This is a genomic window from Streptomyces sp. NPDC090083 (assembly GCF_044747445.1).
Taxonomy (GTDB): Bacteria; Actinomycetota; Actinomycetes; order Streptomycetales; family Streptomycetaceae; genus Streptomyces.
In genome coordinates this window covers 807,125-826,648 of record NZ_JBIVED010000001.1, presented here as the reverse complement: position 1 = coordinate 826,648, position 19,524 = coordinate 807,125, and the positions used below count along the sequence as shown (strand labels likewise).

Below are 19,524 nucleotides of genomic sequence, written 5' to 3'. Positions count from 1 at the left end.
CGTCTATATGCGCCGGACTGCGCCACCTTTCGCCTTTGTAACACCGAGCGCTCGCTGGATCTCGTTGTGCATTTATTCCTACTGAAGGAATATCTCTCTCAGCGGTTCTCACCGTTGGGAGGGGCACGCACGATGAGCCACGCAACCGAAGTCGACCTCGAAAGTCTGCTCAACCGGGCATTACAGGCCACGGGTACGAGCGCACGTTGGACCGCCGACGCGGAAGAGATGTGGTGCCGTCTCGCCCCCGAGTCCGGAATGCAACGCCGACAAGGCTGGAAACTGCATGTTTCCGCTACGTCCGCCTCCGCACCGGAAGTCCTCGTAAGGGCACTGGACGTACTCCTGCTCGACGACTCGGTATTCAAGTTCGTCCGGTCTCTCGAACAGGTGAGCGCGCTCAATTCCCGCGCCACACCACGGGGAAATGCCGGCAAGTTCATCACGGTCTATCCGCCGACCGACAGTGACGCGGCCCGATTGGCGCTGGCACTGCACGAGGCCACGGCGGGACTGGCCGGCCCCCGGATTCTGTCGGACCAGCCGTACGCCCCGCACAGTCTCGTGCACTACCGCTACGGCGCATTCGTCGGCCGGCGGCGGCTGTCGGAGCAGGGACTGCTGGTGTGGTTCATCGAGGACCCGGACGGCAATCCGGTGGAGGACAAGCGCACCGGGCAGTATGCGCCACCCCCCTGGGCGGTCAGCCCCTTCCCCGCCTCGTTGCCCCTTCCGCCGAAGAAGGAGAAGGCGAAGCGGAGCCCGGTGGTGCTCGGCGGGCGGTTCTCGGTCCGGGAGGCGATCCGGCACACCAACAAGGGCGGTGTGTACCGGGGCACCGACGTCACCACGGGCGGCGGTGTCGTGATCAAGGAGGCCCGGCCGCACGTCGAGGGCGACGCGTCCGGCTCCGACGTCCGCGACTGGCTGCGGGCCGAGGCCAGGACACTGGAGAAGCTGACGCACACCGGCCTGGCGCCGGAGCCGGTCGCCATGTTCGAGATGGGCGGGCACCTGTTCCTCGCCCAGGAGGAAGTGCCGGGCGTGCCCCTGCGCGTCTGGGTCGCCGAACGCTTCCGCGACGTCGGAAGCGAACGCTACCGGGCCGACGCGCTCGCCCAGGTCGGCCGGCTGGTGGAACTGGTCTCGCAGGCCCACGCCCACGGCTGCGTCCTGCGGGACTTCACGCCCGGCAACGTCATGGTCCGCCCCGACGGGGAACTGCGCCTCATCGACCTGGAGCTCGCCGTCCTGGAGGGCGACGCCGCACTCCCGACGAAAGTGGGGACGCCGGGGTTCAGCGCCCCGGAACGCCTGGTGGACGCCCCGGTCTCCCCGACGGCCGACTACTACAGCCTCGGTGCCACCGTGTGCTTCGTGCTCTGCGGGAAGGTGCCGAACCTGCTGCCCGAGGAACCGGCAGACCGGCCCGCCGAGCAGCGGCTCGCCGAGTGGCTGACCACGGTGTCCGGCACCCTGCGCCTGCCGGACACCGTGGTGGAGACGATCCTCGGGCTGATGAGGGACGACCCCGGCGAGCGCTGGGACACCGCCAGGGCACGTGCCGCGCTCCGGGAACCGGACCCGCCGCGACCGGGACGCCGCACAGCCGGACGGGGTCGCCACGCCGCCGGACGGGCGCGGACGGCTCGGCCGGACACCACGCCACGGGCCGGTGTCGAGGCCACGGTCGCAGGGATGGTGAACCACCTCGTCGATTCGATGACCCCCGCCGACCATCCACGGCTGTGGCCCGTGTCCGTCCTGGCCGGGGAGACCGACCCCTGCACCGTCCAGCAGGGCGCGGCCGGTGTGCTGGCGGTCCTGACCCGCTGCTTCGAGCTGACCGGCGACCCACGCCTGCCGGAGCTCCTCTCCACCGCGGGCCGCTGGATCGCCGCGCGCAGCGACCTGAAGTCCATCCGCCCGGGCCTGCACTTCGGTGGCCGGGGAATCGCCTGGGCGCTGTACGACGCCGGGCGGGCCGTCGACGACCGTACGCTCATGGAGCACGCGTCGGCCCTGGCGCTGGCCCCCCTGGAGTCGACGCCCAGCCACGACATCACGCACGGCTCGGCGGGCAGCGGACTCGCCGCCGCCCACCTGTGGCACCGGACGGGCGACCCGCGCCTGGCCGAGCTGGTCACCGACGCGGCCGACCGGCTGGTGGCCGCCGCACAGCCCGAGCCGCCGGCCGGCGCGAGCTGGCCCGTCCCCGCGGAAGCCGTGTCGGAGGAGGCGGGCAAGCGCTACCTGGGCTTCGCCCACGGAACGGCCGGCATCGGCAGCTTCCTGCTCACCGCCGCCGCGATCTCCGACGATCCACGGCACCTGGAGCTGGCCGTGGCGGCGGGAGAACACCTCGTGGCCCACGCCGTACCGGTCGGCCCCGCGACCCAGTGGCCGTCCCAGGCCACGGACCCGCCGACAGCCCCGTACTGGTGCCACGGTTCGGCCGGCATCGGATCCTTCCTGATCCGACTCGGGCGGCGGACCGGGGACGAGCGCTACGACGACCTCGCCCGCGGCGCCACCCACGCCGTGCTGGAGCGCGCCTCCCGCGCCGCCCTCACCCAGTGCCACGGACTGGCGGGGAACGGGGACTTCCTGCTCGACATGGCCGACGCGACCGGTGACCCCGCGTACCGCGCGATGGCCGACGACCTTGCCCGGCTCATCGTCTCCGAACGCGCCCACCGGGGCAGCCACATCGTCTTCCCCAACGAGTACGGAGACGTCTCGACGAGTTGGAGCGACGGCTCCGCGGGAATCCTCGGATTCCTCCTGCGGACCCTCCACACAGACCCCCGGCACTGGACTGTCCAGCAGCCGGGTTGAGCGACAGAAATCCCTGTCGCCACCGCTCACAGAAGGAGAATGTCATGGAGAACCAGGCCCTCGAACTGCTGGCCCACCTGCACGCCCTTCCGGAGACCGACCCGGTCGACTTCGACGGAGCCTCGTTCTCCGGAACGTGTGCGTGCGTCGGCCTGCTGACGATCCTCCAGACCGTCTGCGTGGGCGTCAGCTGCGCCTAGCCAGACACTCCGGCCGGCGGCTGCCTCGCGCAGCCGCCGGCCGGAGCCGCGGCCGCTGCGGCCGGCAGGCCTGCGGAAGACATCCCCCGGAAGCGAGGACCCGACCATGCGGCCACCTGCCGACGACGCCCCCCGCACCCCCGCACCCCTGCTGACCACCGCCCGCACGAGCCCCGGCACCGTACGGCCCGCCGACCACCCCGTCCCCGCCATCAGCGCGCACGGCCTGGTCAAGAGCTACCCGGGCCCGCACGGCACCACCACCCATGCCGTCCGCGGCCTGGACCTGGAGGTGTCACGAGGCGAGACCTACGCCTTCCTCGGCCCCAACGGCGCGGGGAAGTCCACCACGATCTCCCTGCTCTGCGCGCTCGCCCGCCCCACCGCCGGACGGGCCACCGTGGCGGGCGCCGACGTACGGACCCGACCGGACCAGGTACGACGACGGGTCGGCATGCTCTTCCAGCACAGCGCCCTGGACCCGGACCTGACGGCCGAACAGAACCTGTTCATCCACGCGCGCCTCTACGGACTGAGCCGCCGTCACGCCCGTCTGCGCGCCGCCCGGACGCTGGAGACGGTCGGACTGGCCGACCGCCACCGTTCCGCGGTACGCACCCTCTCCGGAGGCATGCGCCGCCGGCTGGAGCTGGCCCGCGGTCTGCTGCACGCGCCCGAAGTGCTGTTCCTCGACGAGCCGACCACCGGACTCGACCCGCACGCCCGCGCGGAGGTCTGGGAGCACCTGCGCGCGCTGCGCGACCGGCACGGCAACACGCTCTTCGTCACCACCCACTACCTGGAGGAGGCGGAGAACTGCGACCGCATCGGCATCATCGACCACGGCCGCCTCGTGGCCCAGGGCACACCCCTCGCGCTCAAGGCCGAGATCGGCGACGACCGTGTCACCCTGCGCACCGGCGACGACATCACGGCACGACAGGTCGTGGGCCGGACCGCGCCGCCGGGCGTCGCCGTCACCCTGGACGGCGAAGGGCTCTCCCTGCGGGTGTCCGAGGGCAGCGCCTGGATTCCCCGACTGTGCTCGGCGCTTGAGGCCCACGGCATCGCGGTGCACGCCGCCTCCGCGACCCCGCCGACGCTCGACGACGTCTTCTTCCACCACACCGGCCGCAGCATCCACACCCCGGGCACCCACCCGGCACCGGCCGCCCCGGATCCGGCCGACGAGGAGGACGCCCTGTGACCGCACCCGCGCTCCCGGCCCCGGAGGCGTCCGGCACCCCCGACGACGCCGGCACCGGCGGTCAGCCGGGAAACGCCCTGCGCCACGAACTGCGGGCGGTCCACGCCCTGGTCCACCGCGATCTGCTGCGTCTGTCGGCCCAGCGCACGCACACCGCGCTGATGCTGCTCCAGCCGGTGCTCTACCTCCTCGTCCTGGGGGGCGGTCTGGCCGCTCTGATCCCGCACTCCTCGCTGGGCGTCGGCTACCAGGCGTTCCTCTTCCCGGGCGTGCTGGTGATGACGGTCCAGGCGCCGGCCATCGTGGTCGGCATCCGCCTGATCACCGACCGGCAGAGCGGCTATCTGCGGGAACTCCTGATGGCCCCGGTCAGCCGGTTCACGCTCCTGCTCGGAAGCTGTGCGGGCGGCACCATCGTCTCCACGGTCCAGGGCGCCGTCCTGCTCGGCCTGGGCGGAGCCGTCGGCCTGCCCTACGACCCGCTGCTGCTGACGCTGCTCCTGGCCGGCATGATCCTGGTCTCCTTCACCATCACGGCCCTGCTCCTGCTGCTGGCCGTGAGCCTCGACCGGCCCGAGAACTTCCACATGCTGCTCGGCCTGGTGATGATGCCGCTGCTGTTCCTGTCCGGCGGCTTCTTCCCGATGGCCGGCCTGCCCGGCTGGGCCCACACGCTGGCCGCCGTCAACCCGCTCGCGTACGGCGTCGACCTGCTCCGCCGCTGCATCGCGCTGCGGGTACCGGACCGGGCGGCCACGACGGGGGTCGAGTGGTTCGGCCGGCAGCCGCCGCTGCTCCTGGAGGGCGCCCTCCTGTTCGCCCTCGGAGCCGCGGCCCTGCTCTGGGCCGCCCACCGCTTCAGCCGCCCCGAATGACAACAGGCCGCGGCACCGGACGGCTTCAGCCCGGCGGGGTGCCGAACGCCCGCAGGATCTCCTCGGCCGCCAGCGTCGCCGTCAACTCGCCCTCCCGTACCCGGCGTTCGAGGTCCGGGGCCAGTGCGCGGACCGACGGGTCGGCGTGCAGGCGGCCCAGGAGTTCGTCCCTGACCATCGTCCACGTCCAGTCCACCTGCTGCTCGCTGCGCTTCGCGGCCAGCCGACCGGTGGACTCCAGCAGCGAACGGTGTTGTTCGAGGCGTTCCCAGACCGTGTCCAGGCCGGTGCCCTCACGCGCGCTGCAACTGAGGACCGGCGGGGTCCAGGCCGCGTCGGCGGGGTGCATCAGCCGCAGCGCGCCCGCCAGTTCGCGGGCCGCGCTCCGCGCGTCGCGTTCGTGCGGGCCGTCCGCCTTGTTGACGGCGATGACGTCCGCCAGCTCCAGGACGCCCTTCTTGATGCCCTGCAGCTGGTCGCCCGTGCGGGCCAGGGTCAGCAGGAGGAACGAGTCGACCATGTTGGCCACCGCCGTCTCCGACTGGCCCACGCCCACCGTCTCGACGAGGACCACGTCGTAGCCCGCCGCCTCCATCACCACGATGGACTCGCGGGTCGCCTTCGCCACGCCGCCGAGCGTGCCGGCCGTGGGGGAGGGGCGGACGAAGGCGGCCGGGTCCACGGCGAGGCGTTCCATGCGGGTCTTGTCGCCGAGGATCGAACCGCCGGTGCGGCTGGACGAGGGGTCCACGGCCAGGACCGCCACCCGGAAGCCCAGCGAGGTGAGGAGGGTGCCGAAGGCGTCGATGAAGGTCGACTTGCCCACACCGGGTACGCCACTGATTCCGATGCGCCGGGCCCGGCCGCTGTGCGGGAGGAGTTCGGTCAGCAACTCCTGCGCCATGACCCGGTGCTGGGGCTTCGTCGACTCGACGAGCGTGATGGCGCGGGCCACGAGGGCCCGCTTGCCGTCGAGGACGCCCTTCACATAGGTGTCGACCTCGATCACAGGGTGTGCCCGAGGTCGGCGGCCAGTCGCCGCACGAGGTCGTAGGCCGCGTCCGGGATCACCGTCCCGGGCGGGAACACGGCCGCCGCGCCCATCTCCAGGAGGGTGGGGACGTCCTGCGGCGGGATCACGCCGCCGACCACGATCATGATGTCCTCCCGGCCCTCCTCGGCGAGGGACTCCTTCAGCGCCGGTACGAGGGTCAGGTGTCCGGCCGCGAGGGACGAGACCCCGACGATGTGCACGTCCGCCTCCACGGCCTGGCGGGCCACCTCGCCGGGGGTCTGGAACAGCGGGCCGACGTCGACGTCGAAGCCGAGGTCGGCGAAGGCGGTCGCGATCACCTTCTGGCCGCGGTCGTGGCCGTCCTGGCCCATCTTGGCGACGAGGATGCGCGGGCGGCGGCCCTCGGCCTCCTCGAAGGCGCCCACCAGGGTGCGGGTGCGCTCGACGGACGGGGACTCGCCGGCTTCGGTGCGGTACACACCGGAGATCGTACGGATCTGGCTCGCGTGCCGCCCGTACACCTTCTCCAGTGCGTCGGAGATCTCACCGACCGTCGCCTTCGCGCGGGCCGCGTCGACCGCCAGCTCCAGGAGGTTGCCGGTGCCGCCTTCGGCCGCGCGGGTGAGGGCGTGCAGGGCGTCCTGGGTGGCCTGTTCGTCGCGCTCGGCGCGCAACCGCCGGAGTTTCTCGATCTGTTGGGTGCGCACGGAGGAGTTGTCGACCTTGAGGACGTCGATCTGCTCGTCGGTCTCCACGCGGTACTTGTTGACGCCGATGACCGGCTGGCGGCCGGAGTCGATACGGGCCTGGGTGCGGGCCGCGGCCTCCTCGATGCGGAGCTTGGGGATGCCCGCGTCGATCGCCTTGGCCATGCCGCCCGCCGCCTCGACCTCCTCGATGTGCTGCCAGGCGCGGCGCGCGAGGTCGTAGGTCAGCTTCTCCACGTACGCGCTGCCGCCCCACGGGTCGATCACGCGGGTCGTGCCGGACTCCTGCTGGATGAGGAGCTGGGTGTTGCGGGCGATGCGCGCCGAGAAGTCGGTGGGCAGGGCCAGGGCCTCGTCCAGGGCGTTGGTGTGCAGCGACTGGGTGTGGCCCTGGGTCGCGGCCATCGCCTCCACGCATGTGCGGGTGACGTTGTTGAAGACGTCCTGCGCGGTCAGCGACCAGCCCGAGGTCTGCGAATGGGTGCGCAGGGAAAGGGACTTGGCGTTCTGCGGGTCGAACTGCCTGACCAGTTTGGCCCACAGGAGGCGGGCCGCGCGCAGCTTCGCGATCTCCATGAAGAAGTTCATGCCGATCGCCCAGAAGAAGGAGAGCCGCGGGGCGAACGCGTCCACGTCCATCCCCGCCTCCCGGCCCGCCCGGATGTACTCCACGCCGTCCGCGAGGGTGTACGCCAGCTCCAGGTCGGCCGTCGCCCCCGCCTCCTGGATGTGGTAGCCGGAGATGGAGATGGAGTTGTAGCGCGGCATCCGCTGCGAGGTGTACGCGAAGATGTCGGAGATGATCCGCATCGACGGCTTCGGCGGATAGATGTAGGTGTTGCGGACCATGAACTCCTTGAGGATGTCGTTCTGGATGGTCCCGGCCAACTTCTCGGGCGGTACGCCCTGTTCCTCCGCCGCCACGATGTACAGCGCCAGCACCGGCAGCACGGCGCCGTTCATCGTCATCGACACCGTCATCCTGTCCAGCGGGATGCCGTCGAAGAGCTGGCGCATGTCGTAGATCGAGTCGATCGCCACGCCCGCCATGCCGACGTCACCGGTCACGCGGGGGTGGTCGCTGTCGTAACCCCGGTGCGTGGGCAGGTCGAAGGCGACCGACAGGCCCTTCTGGCCGGCCGCCAGGTTGCGCCGGTAGAAGGCGTTGGACTCCTCGGCCGTGGAGAAACCCGCGTACTGACGGATCGTCCAGGGCTGGTTGACGTACATCGTCGGGTACGGGCCGCGCAGATACGGCGCGATGCCCGGGTAGGTGGCGAGGAAGTCCAGGCCTTCCACGTCCTGCCCCGTGTACAGGGGCTTGACCGCGATGCCCTCCGGGGTCTCCCACAGCAGGTCGTCACCGCTCGCCGCCTTCTTCACGGCGTCACGCCACTCGTCGGCGCCCGTTCCGGCGGCCGGGGCCCCCAGCTCGACCCCGGAGAAGTCGGGGATCCGCCCCGTCGCTGCCATCAGGACACTCCCATGCGGTCGAGGGTGGCGGAGAGCACGGCTACGGCGTCGCAGCCCGCGAAGACGTAGTCGTCGACTCCTGGGTACTGCCCGGGGCGGCCCGCGAGGAACACCCGCGCGGCACCGGCCGCCTTCAACTCCCCGGCGACCGTGGCCGCCTGCTCCTCGTACAGCGCGTCGCTGGAGCACAGACACGCCTCGGCGGCGCCGCTGTCCGCGAACTCGCCGCCGGTGACGGGCTCGATGCCGCCGGCCTGGAACAGGTTCGACGCGAAGGAGAGCCGGGCGGTGTGCGCGGCGGCCGGGCCGAGCGCCGCCAGGAAGATCCGCGGCCGGGAGCCGGTCGCCGCGAGATGCGCGTCCGAGCGGGCGCGCAGCTCTTCGTAGGCCTCGTCGCGGCGCACCCGCGGCAGCCCGCCGGAGGGCTCCGCCGGGGCGGGTGCCCGCTCCGGGAGACGCTCGGTCAGGTTCGGGAACTCGCTGACACCGGTGATGGGTTCGCGGCGCTTGGCGAGCTTCGCGCTGCGCGCGGCCCAGGTCGTGGCGAGGTCCTCGCGGAGGCTGCCGGAGCGCAACACCGCCGCCTGACCGCCCTGTTGCTCGATGTGCTGGAAGAACTCCCAGCCCGCGTGGGCGAGTTCGTCCGTGAGGCGCTCCACGTACCAGGAGCCGCCCGCCGGGTCGATCACCCGGGACAGATGCGACTCCTCGACCAGGATCGTCGAGGTGTTGCGGGCGATCCGGCGTGCGAACGCGTCCGGCAGCCCGAGGGCGTGGTCGAAGGGCAGCACGGTGACGGACTCGGCGCCGCCCACCCCGGCGGCCAGCGTCGCCACCGTCGTGCGCAGCATGTTCACCCACGGGTCGCGGCGGGACATCATCACCGGCGAGGTCACCGCGTGCTGCACCTGCCCGCCCGGCGCCCCGCACACCTCGGCGACCCGCGCCCACAGCCTGCGCGCGGCCCGCAGCTTGGCGATCGTCAGGAACTGGTCGGCGGTGGCCGCGTACCTGAACTCCACCTGTCCCGCGGCCTGTTCGACGCTCAGGCCCGCCTCGGTCAGCTCGCGCAGATAGGCGACCCCGGTCGCCAGCGAGGCGCCCAGCTCCTGCGCCGCCGAACCGCCGGCCTCGTGGTACGGCAGCGCGTCCACGGTCAGCGCGCGCAGCCCCGGGTACCCCTCGGCGCAGCGCCGGGCGAGCGCGGCGACGGGGGCGAAGGGGAAAGCCTCGTCCCCGGTGCGGGCCGCGTGGCCCAGAGGGTCGGCGCCGAGGGTGCCGCGGGCGGCTTCGGGCGCGACGCCCCGCTCCTCGTACAGCCGGAGCAACTCGGCCGCCGCGGGCTCGACTTCGCCGCCCGCGTCGAGGGCGACGGGTGCCAGGTCGAGGTAGACGCCGTCGAGGGTGGCGCCGAGCGACGCGACCGGGATGCCGCGCTCGCCCGCGACCAGCCACAGCGAGGTGACGCCGTTCTCCAGGTCGCCGAGGACCGCCGGGTTGTCGGCGGTCGTGTGGCGCTGCCGTACGTCCCAGCCGCCGAGGGTGTTGCCCTCGGCGCGCGCACCGCGCACGAAGGGGGCGAAGCCGGGGAGGCCGGGGTCGGGCGCGGAGTCGTCCGCGGTGTACAGGGGGCGGGCGCGCAGCCCGTCCTCCAGCGAGGTGGACAGGGCGTCTTCCGCTGCCGGGCCCGAGACTTCCTTGCCGGACTTGCGCAGGACGCCTGCCACCAGGCTTTGCCACTGCTCATGGGTCGCGTCAGGGAACTCGGCGGCCAGCGAGAGCCCGTCGTCAGGCAGGACCGTCATGCTCGGATGCTAGGGCAAATGCGCAGGTGAGCAGCAGAGGACGCGGCTGTGACCTTTGCCTCTCCGGGCGGTCTAGACCAGTCCGCGTGCCGTTCTCCGGCGGGCCTCCACCGGAGCGCGGGACCCGGGACTACGGTCCGACGTCCCTGCGGCTCATGTCGTCCAGCGACTCGCGGCGGACCAGCACCCGAGCGATCCCGTCGGCCACCGCGACCACCGGCGGACGGCCCACGAGGTTGTAACCGGACGCCATCGACAGGTGATACGCCCCCGCCGCCGGCACGGCGAGCAGGTCGCCGGGGTGGACGTCTCCGGGGAGCGCCACCTCGTCCGCGAGGATGTCGCCCGCCTCGCAGTGCCGGCCCACGACGGTGACCGGGCGGGTCGGCGCGGTCGCCGGGCGGCCGACCAGACGGGGCGCGTACCGCACGCCGTAGAGCGCGGGCCGCGGGTTGTCGCTCATGCCGCCGTCGACCGCGACGAACGTGCGGTCGCCGGTGCGCTTGACGGCCAGGACGCGGTAGACGGCGACCCCGGCGGGGCCGACGACGGCCCGCCCCGGTTCCAGGGTGAGCCGGGGCACGGGCAGCCCGGTGCGCGCGCAGCCGTCCTCCAGTTCGGCGCGGATCCGGTCCGCGAGGACGGAGACGTCCAACCGCTCCTCGCCGGGTCGGTAGGCGATGGCGTGGCCGCCGCCGATGTCCAACTGCGGCAGGGTGACGCCGTGTTGGTCGCGGACGCTGGCCAACAGGCCCACCAGGCGCCGGACCGCGGCGACGTACGGCTCCGTGCCGGCTATCTGGGAGCCGATGTGGCAGTGCAGGCCCACGAGTTCGAGGTGCGGCTGGTCGAGTATCCGGGTCACCGCGTGCTGCGCGGAGCCGTCGGTGATCGACAGGCCGAACTTCTGGTCCTCGGTCCCCGTGCGCACCTTGACATGGGCGCCGGCCGCGACGCCGGGTACCACCCGCACCAGCACCTTCTGCCGGGTGCCGGCCGGGGTGATCGCGGCCAGCCGGGCGATCTCCGACGTGCTGTCCACGACGATCCGGCCGACCCCGAGGCGCAGCGCGGTGCGCAGGTCCTCCGGGCTCTTGGCGTTGCCGTGCAGCACGATCCGCTCCGGCGGGAAACCGGCGGTGACGGCGAGCCCGAGTTCACCGGCCGAGCAGACGTCCAGGCCGAGCCCCTCCTCCCGCACCCAGCGGGCCATCGCCCGGCACAGGAACGCCTTGGCCGCGTAGACGACGTCGGCCTCCGGGAACGCCGTGCGGTAGGAACGGCAGCGCTCGCGGACCTCCCGCTCGTCGAGGACGTAGACCGGGGTGCCGAAACGGTCGGCGGCCTCGGCGAGCGGGACACCGCCGACGGTGAGGTCGCCGGTGGGGGCGGAGCGGGTGGAACGGGGCCAGACGGCCAGGTCGGCGGCGTCCGCCGGGATCTGGGGCAGGCCGTGCAGCGGGGCGTCCAGGACGGACATGGCGGCTCCTCAGCCGATCAGGAGGTTCAGGCACGCGACGACGACGGCGGAGCCGGTCACGCGCAGGGCACCGACGCGCAGGGGATGCCGGCGGCGCCAGGAGTTCTCCCGCTCCCGCACGGCGGCGGCCGTACGGTCGGCGGCCGGGGCGGAGAACTGCGGGTCGACGGTGAGGGCCGTCACGCCGAGCGGTGCGGCCAGGGCGCGCAGCGCCGGTTCGGAGAGCCTGATGCTCGCCTGCCCGGCGCCCAGGGTGGCGGCGAGCCGCGCCGCCGAGGTGAAGCCGACCGCCGTACGGCCGCCGGGCGGCGTACGGAAGAAGCGGGCCGTGCAGCCCGCGGGACCCGGCCGGACCGGGACGTACAGAAGTCCGGCCGGGACCCGTTCGGAGGGCTCGGCGTCCCCCGGTTCATCGAGGCCCTCGGCGTGCTCGGCGTGCTCGGCTGGAGACATCGTGCGGCTCCTTGCGGAAGGTGATGAGGGGGGCCCGGCCGGTGCGGCCGGGCGCACTTCGAAGCTAGGCCCGACGGGGAGGGGCACGGGTGCCCGCTGACGGATGCTTGACGGGGGAGGGCCCAGCCATGACGCCCTGCTGACGGAGGGCGACGGCTCAGCCCCCGCCCTCCGTCAGCTCCCGCGCGTCGACCGCGAGCCGCAGCGAGACCCTGCGGTGCAGCGACGCCAGCTCGCTCTCCAGGGGCGACGGCGGCACCGTCAGGACCGGGCAGCACGCGTGCGCGACGCAGTAGCGGGTGACGGACGGGAACAGGGCGCGGAGCGGGCCGCGCGGGCCGGGGCCGACGACGAGGAGGTCGTCCGGGCGGTCGGCGGTCTCCACCAGCGCGCGGCCCGCCGTGCCCCGGACCACCAGACCCTGGAACGGCACCCCGGGGCCCGCCGTCCCGAACGCGGCGTCGAGCACGGCCAGCAGCCGGTCGGCCGCGTCCCGGCGGAGGCGGGCCACCGGGAGTGCCGACAGCGAGCGCCCGTGGGCCAGTTCACCGCCGGGCGGCTCCCAGGCGAGAACCGCCAGCAACCCGGCGTCCGTGCGGCGGGCCTCCCGCACCGCCCGGTGCAGCGCGGCCAGGCTGCCCGTCGACCCGCTCACCCCGACTACGACACGTGCTCGCCCGCCACTGCCCATCGTCGCTCACCTCTCGGCGTACCCGGTTGTCCGTGTCCCATCGAACGGGGCAACAGGGCGGACCTCACGCGGTGTTGGCGCGCGCCTGACGCCCGAGGGCCGAATCCTGACGCGCCGGTGACGCGCCGTGGACGCGACGAGAGGGGATGCCGGCCGTGGCCGGAAAGCGCCACCCGCCCCGCGCCCCGCGACCCGCCCGCGTCAACGACGTGGCCGTCCCAGGCAAAGGCCGGGGCAAGAATCGCCTCCGGCGCCCGCACCCCGGGCCGCGATGACCGTCCCGCAACGCACCGTTCACTCGGGGGCCGCCGGGAAGCGCCACTGTGCGGTCGTCGTCAGCTCAACTGCTCGCCAGGGAGGGCACCATGACCACACAGACCGAGACACCGGACGGTTCCGCGCAGTCGTCCGAGGGGTTCAGCCGGCGGCACGCGCTGGGCCTCCTCGGTACGGCCGGCGCCGGCGCGGCCGTCACCCCCTTGCTGGGCGCGGGCACGGCGCAGGCCGCCCCGCTCGCCGCCCCGGCCCTGCACCTCACCGCGGACTCCTCCGGCACCTCCCCGGTCCAGGGCCTGCACCTCACCTTCGGCGCCGACCCGCGCACCCAGATGAACGTCTCCTGGATCACCGACAAACCGGTGACCAGACCCGTCGTCCGCTACGGCACGCTGGAGCACGGCTTCGGCTCCAAGGCCGATGCCCGCACGGTGACCTACGTGGACGGCACCTCCAGCCGCACCGTCTACGTCCACCACGCCTCGCTGAAGCGGCTGTCGCCCGGCACCGACTACGTCTACATGGCCACCCACGAGGGCGCGACCCCCGACAGCGGCACCTTCCGCACCGCGCCGCGCGGCCGGGCCCCCTTCACCTTCACCAGCTTCGGCGACCAGTCCGCCCCGCAGGTCACCTGGGCGGCCGACGGCACCGTCGCGCTGGACGCGAACTCCACCCCGGCGACGAAGGACATCGTCACCGGCATCGAGCAGGTCGCCCCGCTCTTCCACCTCCTCAACGGCGACCTCTGCTACGCCAACCTGGACGTCGACCGGGTGCGCACCTGGAACAACTTCTTCACCAACAACACCCGTTCGGCCCGCTTCCGCCCCTGGATGCCGGCGGCCGGAAACCACGAGATCGAGAAGGCCAACGGCCCGATCGGACTCGGCGCCTACCAGACCTACTTCAACCTCCCCTCCACCGAGACGGACGCCGAACTCGCGGGCCTGTACTACGCGTTCACCGTCGGCTCGGTCCGCGTGATCGTGCTGCAGAACGACGACAACTGCCTCCAGGACGGCGGCGACGTCTACATCAGCGGCTACTCCGGCGGACGCCAACTGGCATTCCTGGAGAAGGAGTTGAAGGCAGCCCGGGCCTCACGCGACACCGACTGGATCGTCGTCGCCATGCACCAGGTGATGATCAGCTCCTCGGACGCCAACGGCGCCGACCTCGGCCTGCGCCAGAAGTACGGCCCCCTCTTCGACCGCTACGGCGTCGACCTGGTCCTGTGCGGCCACGAGCACAACTACGAGCGCTCGCTGGCCGTGCGCGGTGTCGTCACCGGCAGCGAGACGCTCACCCCGAACCCGGTCTCCACGGCCACCGACTCCATCGACACCGGCCTCGGCACCGTGCACATGATCCTCGGCGGCGGCGGTGTCTCCGGCACCACGAACCAGAGCTTCTTCAAGGACGGCACCGCCAAGGTCATCACCGCCGTGTCGTCCAGCCCCGGCTCCAACGGCAAGCGCACCTCCACCTACACCAAGGAGGAGGCGATCTGGACCGGCGTCCGCGACACCGAACACCCCTACGGCTTCGCGGCGTTCACCGTCGACCCGGGGCGCCACGCCGGTGACACGACCCGCATGCACGTCACGTACTACAACGTGAACAAGCCGCACGGCGAGCTGTCGGTCTTCGAGACGTTCACGATCCACCGCAAGCGCTCGGACGGTCGCACCCGCTGATCCGGCGGGCCGGACCGGAGTTCCCTCCGCATGCCGACGGTCCCGCGGGTCCACACCGTTCCGGTGGACCCGCGGGACCGTCGTACTGTTCCTGTTCCTGGTCCTCGGCCTCGTCCCCGTCTTCAGCCCGTCGTCACGGACTTCTGTCCGGAGGGGGCGACGGCGAACCACTCGCCGTCCTTGCCCTGGCCGTTGACCTGCCCGGCCGCCGTGTCGCCGATGTACCGGTACAACGGCCAGCCGCCCAGGGTGAGTTGCTTGAGGCCGCTGCGGTGGACCGTGCCGAGGAGACTCTTCTCGACCCCCGACGTCCGGACGGAGTCCCGCACGATGACCGGGATCCACGTCATCGTGCACGCGCCCTTGCACGTCCACTTGGACGGGGACGGCTCGTCCTTGTCGAAGCGGTAGAGGGTCATGCCGTTGTTGTCGGTGACCACGTTGCCGAGGCCGGTCATCGCCTTGGCGGTCACGGCGGTGGTCGTGGTGCCGCCGTCGGAACCGGTGCCGGCCGTGCTGCTCGCGGTCGCATTCGCGCTCGCGCTCGGCGGGGAGGCCACCGGTGTCGAGATCGCGGGGTCGGACGCGGCCGGGGCGGCATTGCCGGTGCCGGTGTCGTTCGAGGAACCGCACGCCCCCAGCAGCAGCGTGGAGGCGAGCCCTGCGACGAGGCTCAGGACGATGCGTCGCGGGTTCAAGGAAGTGCCCTTCGTCGGGTGTCGCGTCTGCTTACGCCCTTAGTACGTCCGCAGGTCCCGGCCCTCTCAGCCCCGGATTCCACATGACGCACTCTTGACCCCCGCCCGGATGTAACCCGGATCACAGCGGCGAAGTGCAGCGCGGTACCGGGTCCAGGGCCTTTCTCTCTGTGTAAGGGGCTTGCCTGAACGGGGACGGTACGGATGGAACAGAGTCGGGCCGAGGGGTTCGACGGGTTCGTGGCAGCCCGCTGGTCGGCGTTGTTCCATCTGGCCTGTCTGCTCGTGGGAGGTGACCGGCACCGCGCCGAGGACCTCCTCCAGGAGGCCATGGTCAAACTCTGGTTCGTCTGGCCGAAGATCGGCGAGGAGGCACCGGAGCCGTATGTGCGCAGGATCCTCGCGCGGGCGGCGGCGCGTTCGGCGCGACGGCGCTGGTGGGGCGAGCGCCCGGTCGAGCAACTGCCCGACCGGGCGGAGACCGGGGACGTGTCCGCCGTGGTGGCGGAGCGCTCGCGACTGGAGGCCGCGCTGGCCCAACTGCCGCCCGCGCAACGGGCCGCCGTGGTCCTGCGCTACTACCAGGACCTGACCGACAAGCAGGTCGCCGAAGTGCTGGGGTGTCCGGTCGGCACCGTCCGGTCCCATGCGTCGCGGGGCGTGGCGCGGCTGCGCCGCATCCTCGGCGACGTCATCGAGCCGGTGGGATGAGGGGGAGCTGATGGACCACGTCGACCACGGCGAACAGCGCGACCGCGGCGAGCAGTTCGACCGCTTCGAGAGAGAGCTCGCGCGGATGATGCGCGACACCCGGGAGATCACCCCCTTCGAACCCAGGCACCGGACCCGGCTCCGCGACGGCGTACGGGCCAGACGCCGGGCCCGTACGGCGCAGCGGGCGGTCGGCTCCGTCCTGGCCGTCGCCGGGATCGGCCTCGGCTTCTTCCTGCTGCCGCACGACCGGGTGGACGACAGGCCGCAGGCCCCGCTGCCCCGCCCCGCCCTGAGCCCCACTCTCCCCGGCCCCACCCCGACGCCCGACCCCACCGGGAGCGGGACCACCGGCCCGACCCCCACCGACACCACCGTGCCGCCCACCACGGAGACCTCGGCCCCGGGCGGAGACTCGTCCACCCCCTCCACGGACCCGACCGCGACCGGTCCGGCCGCGCCGCCGTCCGCCACGGGGACGGCCAACACCCCGACGGGGCAGAGCACTTCGACGTACACGGTCACGACACCACCGGCGACGGAGTCGTCCGGGACGCTGGACGTGGGCGCGACGAGCACCGGATGACCCGCCCCACCCGGCACGCCCCGAGCCCCGGACGCCCAGAGCCCCGTAAGCCCACAGGCCCTTAAGTCCACAGCCCCTTAAGCCCATAGGTCCCTAAGCCCCATAGGCCCGTACGGCTCAGCCCGTTCCTCCCCGCCGCGACATCGCGCCCGCCGGCGATCCCGCATGCCCTGCGACGACTCACAGACCAGGACGAAACATGAAATTGCCGACGCATCAGATGATCCGTACGAGCCGGCCGTGTCAGCCGGGTCGGGCAGGTCCGACGAGCCGACTGCCGCTCCGCACACCGGTGCCGGCCCACCAGCACGAGCCCGTCCTCGACGTCGTCGTCCCCGTGCACAACGAGGAGACGGACCTCGAACCGAGCGTACGGCGCCTGCGCGCCCACCTGCTGGAGACGTTCCCGTACCCCTTCCGCATCACGGTCGCGGACAACGCCAGCACGGACGCGACCCCGCGCATAGCCGCCCGACTCGCCGCCGAAATACCGGAGTTGAAGTGGCTCCGGCTCGCCGAGAAGGGCCGCGGCCGGGCGCTGCGCGCGGCCTGGTCCGGGTCGCGGGCGCCCGTCCTCGCCTACGTCGACGTCGACCTGTCGACCGACCTCGCGGCGCTCCTCCCTCTCGTCGCCCCGCTGATCTCCGGCCACTCCGACATCGCGATCGGCACCCGCCTGGCCCGTGGCTCCCGGGTGGTGCGCGGCCCCAAGCGCGAGGCCATCTCCCGTTGCTACAACGCCCTGTTGAGGTCCACGCTCGCCGTCGGCTTCTCCGACGCGCAGTGCGGTTTCAAGGCGGTACGGCGTGATGTCGCCGAGCGGCTGCTGCCGCTGGTGAAGGACTCCGGGTGGTTCTTCGACACCGAGTTGCTGGTGATCGCCGAACGGGCCGGACTGCGCATCCACGAGGTGCCGGTGGACTGGGTGGACGACCCCGACAGCCGCGTCGACCTCCTGTCCACGGCACTGGCCGACCTGCGCGGAATCGCGCGCATAGGACGCGAGTTGGCGCGCGGCACCCTTCCGGCGTCGGGGCTGCGCCGGTCCGCCGCCGACGGCTCGCCCCCGGCCGGCCTGGCCGCCCAACTGCTGCGCTTCGCCGCCGTGGGCGCGGTCAGTTCGGTCGGCTACGTCCTCCTGTACCTGGCGTTGCGCCCGGCGGCGGGCGGCCAGGCCGCGAACGCGCTGGCGCTGCTGCTCTGCGCCCTCGCCAACACGGCCGCCAACCGCCGCCTGACCTTCGGGCTGCGCGGCCGGACCGGCGCCCTCCGCCACCAGGCCCAGGGCCTCCTGGTCTTCACGATCGGCCTCGCCCTCACCAGCGGCTCCCTCGCGCTCCTCCACCGGGAGGCTCCAACTCCCGCGCGAGGTACGGAAGTCGGGGTACTGGTCGCGGCCAACCTGGCGGCGACTCTCGTACGGTTCCTGCTCTTCCGGGCCTGGGTGTTCCCGGCCGGGCGCCACGCAGGGACGGACGGGACGGACGGGACGGACCAGACGGCCGAGACGGACGAGGCGGAGGGGACGGCGGCATGAGCGGGACGACGACCTTGACGCGCCCCGGCTCCGAGGCCGCAACCAGCCTCCGCCGTAAGGAAGTCGGCGAGGTGCTGCGCCGCGCGGCCCGCCACTGGGGCCCGGTGCTCGCGCTGTACGGCGTGCTGAAGCTGATCGGCTTCGCCGTCTTCATGTACCTGCTGGACTCCGACGGCGGCTTCCGGACGAAGAACCCGCGCTTCGGCGGCGGCGCCCACGTGTGGGACGTACTCGCGACCTGGGACGGCTGGTGGTACCAGCAGATCGCCGCGCACGGCTACGACCCCGCGCTCGTCCATGTCCCCGGCGCCACCGGCATGATCACCCTCGAAGGCAACTCGGCGGCCTTCTTCCCGCTCTACCCGGCGACGATGCGACTGGTCTCCGAGGTCACGGGCCTGGGGCTGTACGGCTCGGGGATGCTCGTCTCGGTCGTGGCGTCGTTCGCCGCGGCGCTCGGCATCCACGCGGTCACGGCGCGGTTCGGGGGCAGGCGGGCCGGGTTCGCGGCGGCCGGTCTGTGGGCGGTGTGGCCCGGCTCCGGGATGGAGTGGGCCGCGTACTCGGAGTCCCTCTACATCGCCCTCGCGGTCTGGGCCTGCCACGCCGTCATGACCGACCGCTGGCTCACGGCGGGCGTCCTGACCTTCGCCGCGGGCCTGAACCGCCCCACGGCCGTCGCGCTGATCGCCGCCGTCTCGGTCGCCGCGCTCCAGACCCTCCACCGCCGCCGGGAACACACGGGGACCCCCTGGTTCGCCCTGCTGGTCGCACCGCTGGGCCTGGCCGGCTACCTCCTCTGGGTCGGCAACCGCATGGGCGACCTGGCGGGCTACTTCGTCCTCCAGAAGGGCGCCTGGGGACACACCTTCGACTACGGCAGGCAGACGGCCGACGTCTTCGGCTCCATGGCGGTCGGCCGCTTCGACTACCTCTTCGCGTTCCCCTTCGAGGACACCATCGCCGCGGCCACCGTCCTCCTCGCCGCCCTCCTCCTCCCCTTCCTGATCCGCCTGCGCCCGCCGGCCGTTCTCGTCGTCCACACCCTGCTCACCCTCGCCCTGGTCCTGGGCAGCCAGCAGATCTTCGGCAACGTCTCCCGCTATCTGCTGCCGTGCTTCCCGCTCTTCATCCCGCTCGCGGTCAGACTGCGGACCGTCGGACTGCCCACGCTCTGCCTGGTGTTGGGCGTCGCGGCGATGGCGTCGGGGTCCTACGCGGGGTACGTGCTGTTCGAGGCGGGGGTGCCGTAGCCGGGCCGGGACGGCCGGC

At 72.6% G+C, this 19,524-nt stretch carries 16 protein-coding genes; 9 read left to right on the top strand and 7 right to left on the bottom strand.

The annotated features are described in order from the left end of the window. Nucleotides 1-132: 132 nt before the first annotated feature. The 4 genes from lanL (at nucleotide 133) to ACIPTO_RS03465 (ending at nucleotide 5,120) form a co-directional block, all read left to right on the top strand. Nucleotides 133-2,838, top strand: coding sequence for a class IV lanthionine synthetase LanL (gene lanL, locus ACIPTO_RS03480; RefSeq protein ID WP_401189155.1), 2,706 nt, complete (start codon nucleotides 133-135; stop codon nucleotides 2,836-2,838). Between the two features lie 44 nt (nucleotides 2,839-2,882). Further along, nucleotides 2,883-3,038, top strand: a complete 156-nt coding sequence (locus ACIPTO_RS03475; RefSeq protein ID WP_329347455.1) for a VenA family class IV lanthipeptide — start codon at nucleotides 2,883-2,885, stop codon at nucleotides 3,036-3,038. Between the two features lie 106 nt (nucleotides 3,039-3,144). Further along, on the top strand, nucleotides 3,145-4,245 hold the full coding sequence (locus tag ACIPTO_RS03470) for an ATP-binding cassette domain-containing protein (protein WP_401189151.1): 1,101 nt from the start codon (nucleotides 3,145-3,147) through the stop codon (nucleotides 4,243-4,245). Next, the gene (locus ACIPTO_RS03465) at nucleotides 4,242-5,120 is read left to right on the top strand and encodes an ABC transporter permease (RefSeq protein WP_401189148.1); all 879 of its coding nucleotides are present in this window, start codon (nucleotides 4,242-4,244) and stop codon (nucleotides 5,118-5,120) included. Before ACIPTO_RS03470 ends, ACIPTO_RS03465 begins: the two co-directional genes overlap by 4 nt. A 25-nt stretch (nucleotides 5,121-5,145) precedes the next feature. Here the strand turns inward: ACIPTO_RS03465 and meaB are convergent, their stop codons facing one another. The 6 genes from meaB to ACIPTO_RS03435 form a co-directional block, all read right to left on the bottom strand. Continuing rightward, nucleotides 5,146-6,129, bottom strand: coding sequence for a methylmalonyl Co-A mutase-associated GTPase MeaB (gene meaB, locus ACIPTO_RS03460; RefSeq protein ID WP_366311911.1), 984 nt, complete (start codon nucleotides 6,127-6,129; stop codon nucleotides 5,146-5,148). Further along, entirely contained in the window at nucleotides 6,126-8,315 is a 2,190-nt protein-coding gene (gene scpA, locus ACIPTO_RS03455) for a methylmalonyl-CoA mutase (protein WP_401189143.1), read from the bottom strand. Before scpA ends, meaB begins: the two co-directional genes overlap by 4 nt. Beyond that, on the bottom strand, nucleotides 8,315-10,120 hold the full coding sequence (locus ACIPTO_RS03450; RefSeq protein ID WP_401189140.1) for a methylmalonyl-CoA mutase family protein: 1,806 nt from the start codon (nucleotides 10,118-10,120) through the stop codon (nucleotides 8,315-8,317). Before ACIPTO_RS03450 ends, scpA begins: the two co-directional genes overlap by 1 nt. A gap of 130 nt (nucleotides 10,121-10,250) precedes the next feature. Beyond that, entirely contained in the window at nucleotides 10,251-11,600 is a 1,350-nt protein-coding gene (lysA, locus tag ACIPTO_RS03445; RefSeq protein ID WP_401189137.1) for a diaminopimelate decarboxylase, read from the bottom strand. A 9-nt stretch (nucleotides 11,601-11,609) separates the two neighbouring features. Continuing rightward, nucleotides 11,610-12,053, bottom strand: a complete 444-nt coding sequence (locus ACIPTO_RS03440; RefSeq protein WP_401189135.1) for an SAV_915 family protein — start codon at nucleotides 12,051-12,053, stop codon at nucleotides 11,610-11,612. A gap of 157 nt (nucleotides 12,054-12,210) precedes the next feature. Continuing rightward, nucleotides 12,211-12,744 (bottom strand): universal stress protein, encoded by a 534-nt coding sequence (locus ACIPTO_RS03435; protein ID WP_401189133.1) that lies wholly within the window; start codon nucleotides 12,742-12,744, stop codon nucleotides 12,211-12,213. 365 nt (nucleotides 12,745-13,109) lie between these two features. Between ACIPTO_RS03435 and ACIPTO_RS03430 the strand changes: the two genes are divergently transcribed. Then, the gene (locus ACIPTO_RS03430) at nucleotides 13,110-14,720 is read left to right on the top strand and encodes a purple acid phosphatase family protein (RefSeq protein WP_401189130.1); all 1,611 of its coding nucleotides are present in this window, start codon (nucleotides 13,110-13,112) and stop codon (nucleotides 14,718-14,720) included. A gap of 122 nt (nucleotides 14,721-14,842) precedes the next feature. Here the strand turns inward: ACIPTO_RS03430 and ACIPTO_RS03425 are convergent, their stop codons facing one another. Then, nucleotides 14,843-15,418: a hypothetical protein gene (locus tag ACIPTO_RS03425; protein ID WP_401189128.1), complete on the bottom strand. Its 576-nt coding sequence runs from the start codon at nucleotides 15,416-15,418 to the stop codon at nucleotides 14,843-14,845. Nucleotides 15,419-15,622: 204 nt separating this feature from the next. Between ACIPTO_RS03425 and ACIPTO_RS03420 the strand changes: the two genes are divergently transcribed. The 4 genes from ACIPTO_RS03420 (at nucleotide 15,623) to ACIPTO_RS03405 (ending at nucleotide 19,505) form a co-directional block, all read left to right on the top strand. Then, nucleotides 15,623-16,129 (top strand): SigE family RNA polymerase sigma factor, encoded by a 507-nt coding sequence (locus ACIPTO_RS03420; RefSeq protein WP_366311897.1) that lies wholly within the window; start codon nucleotides 15,623-15,625, stop codon nucleotides 16,127-16,129. A gap of 10 nt (nucleotides 16,130-16,139) precedes the next feature. Beyond that, complete coding sequence (locus ACIPTO_RS03415) at nucleotides 16,140-16,715, top strand: hypothetical protein (RefSeq protein ID WP_401189124.1); 576 nt, start codon at nucleotides 16,140-16,142, stop codon at nucleotides 16,713-16,715. A gap of 292 nt (nucleotides 16,716-17,007) precedes the next feature. Continuing rightward, nucleotides 17,008-18,252 (top strand): glycosyltransferase, encoded by a 1,245-nt coding sequence (locus ACIPTO_RS03410; RefSeq protein WP_401189121.1) that lies wholly within the window; start codon nucleotides 17,008-17,010, stop codon nucleotides 18,250-18,252. Next, the gene (locus ACIPTO_RS03405) at nucleotides 18,249-19,505 is read left to right on the top strand and encodes a hypothetical protein (protein ID WP_401189120.1); all 1,257 of its coding nucleotides are present in this window, start codon (nucleotides 18,249-18,251) and stop codon (nucleotides 19,503-19,505) included. Before ACIPTO_RS03410 ends, ACIPTO_RS03405 begins: the two co-directional genes overlap by 4 nt. Nucleotides 19,506-19,524 lie beyond the last annotated feature (19 nt).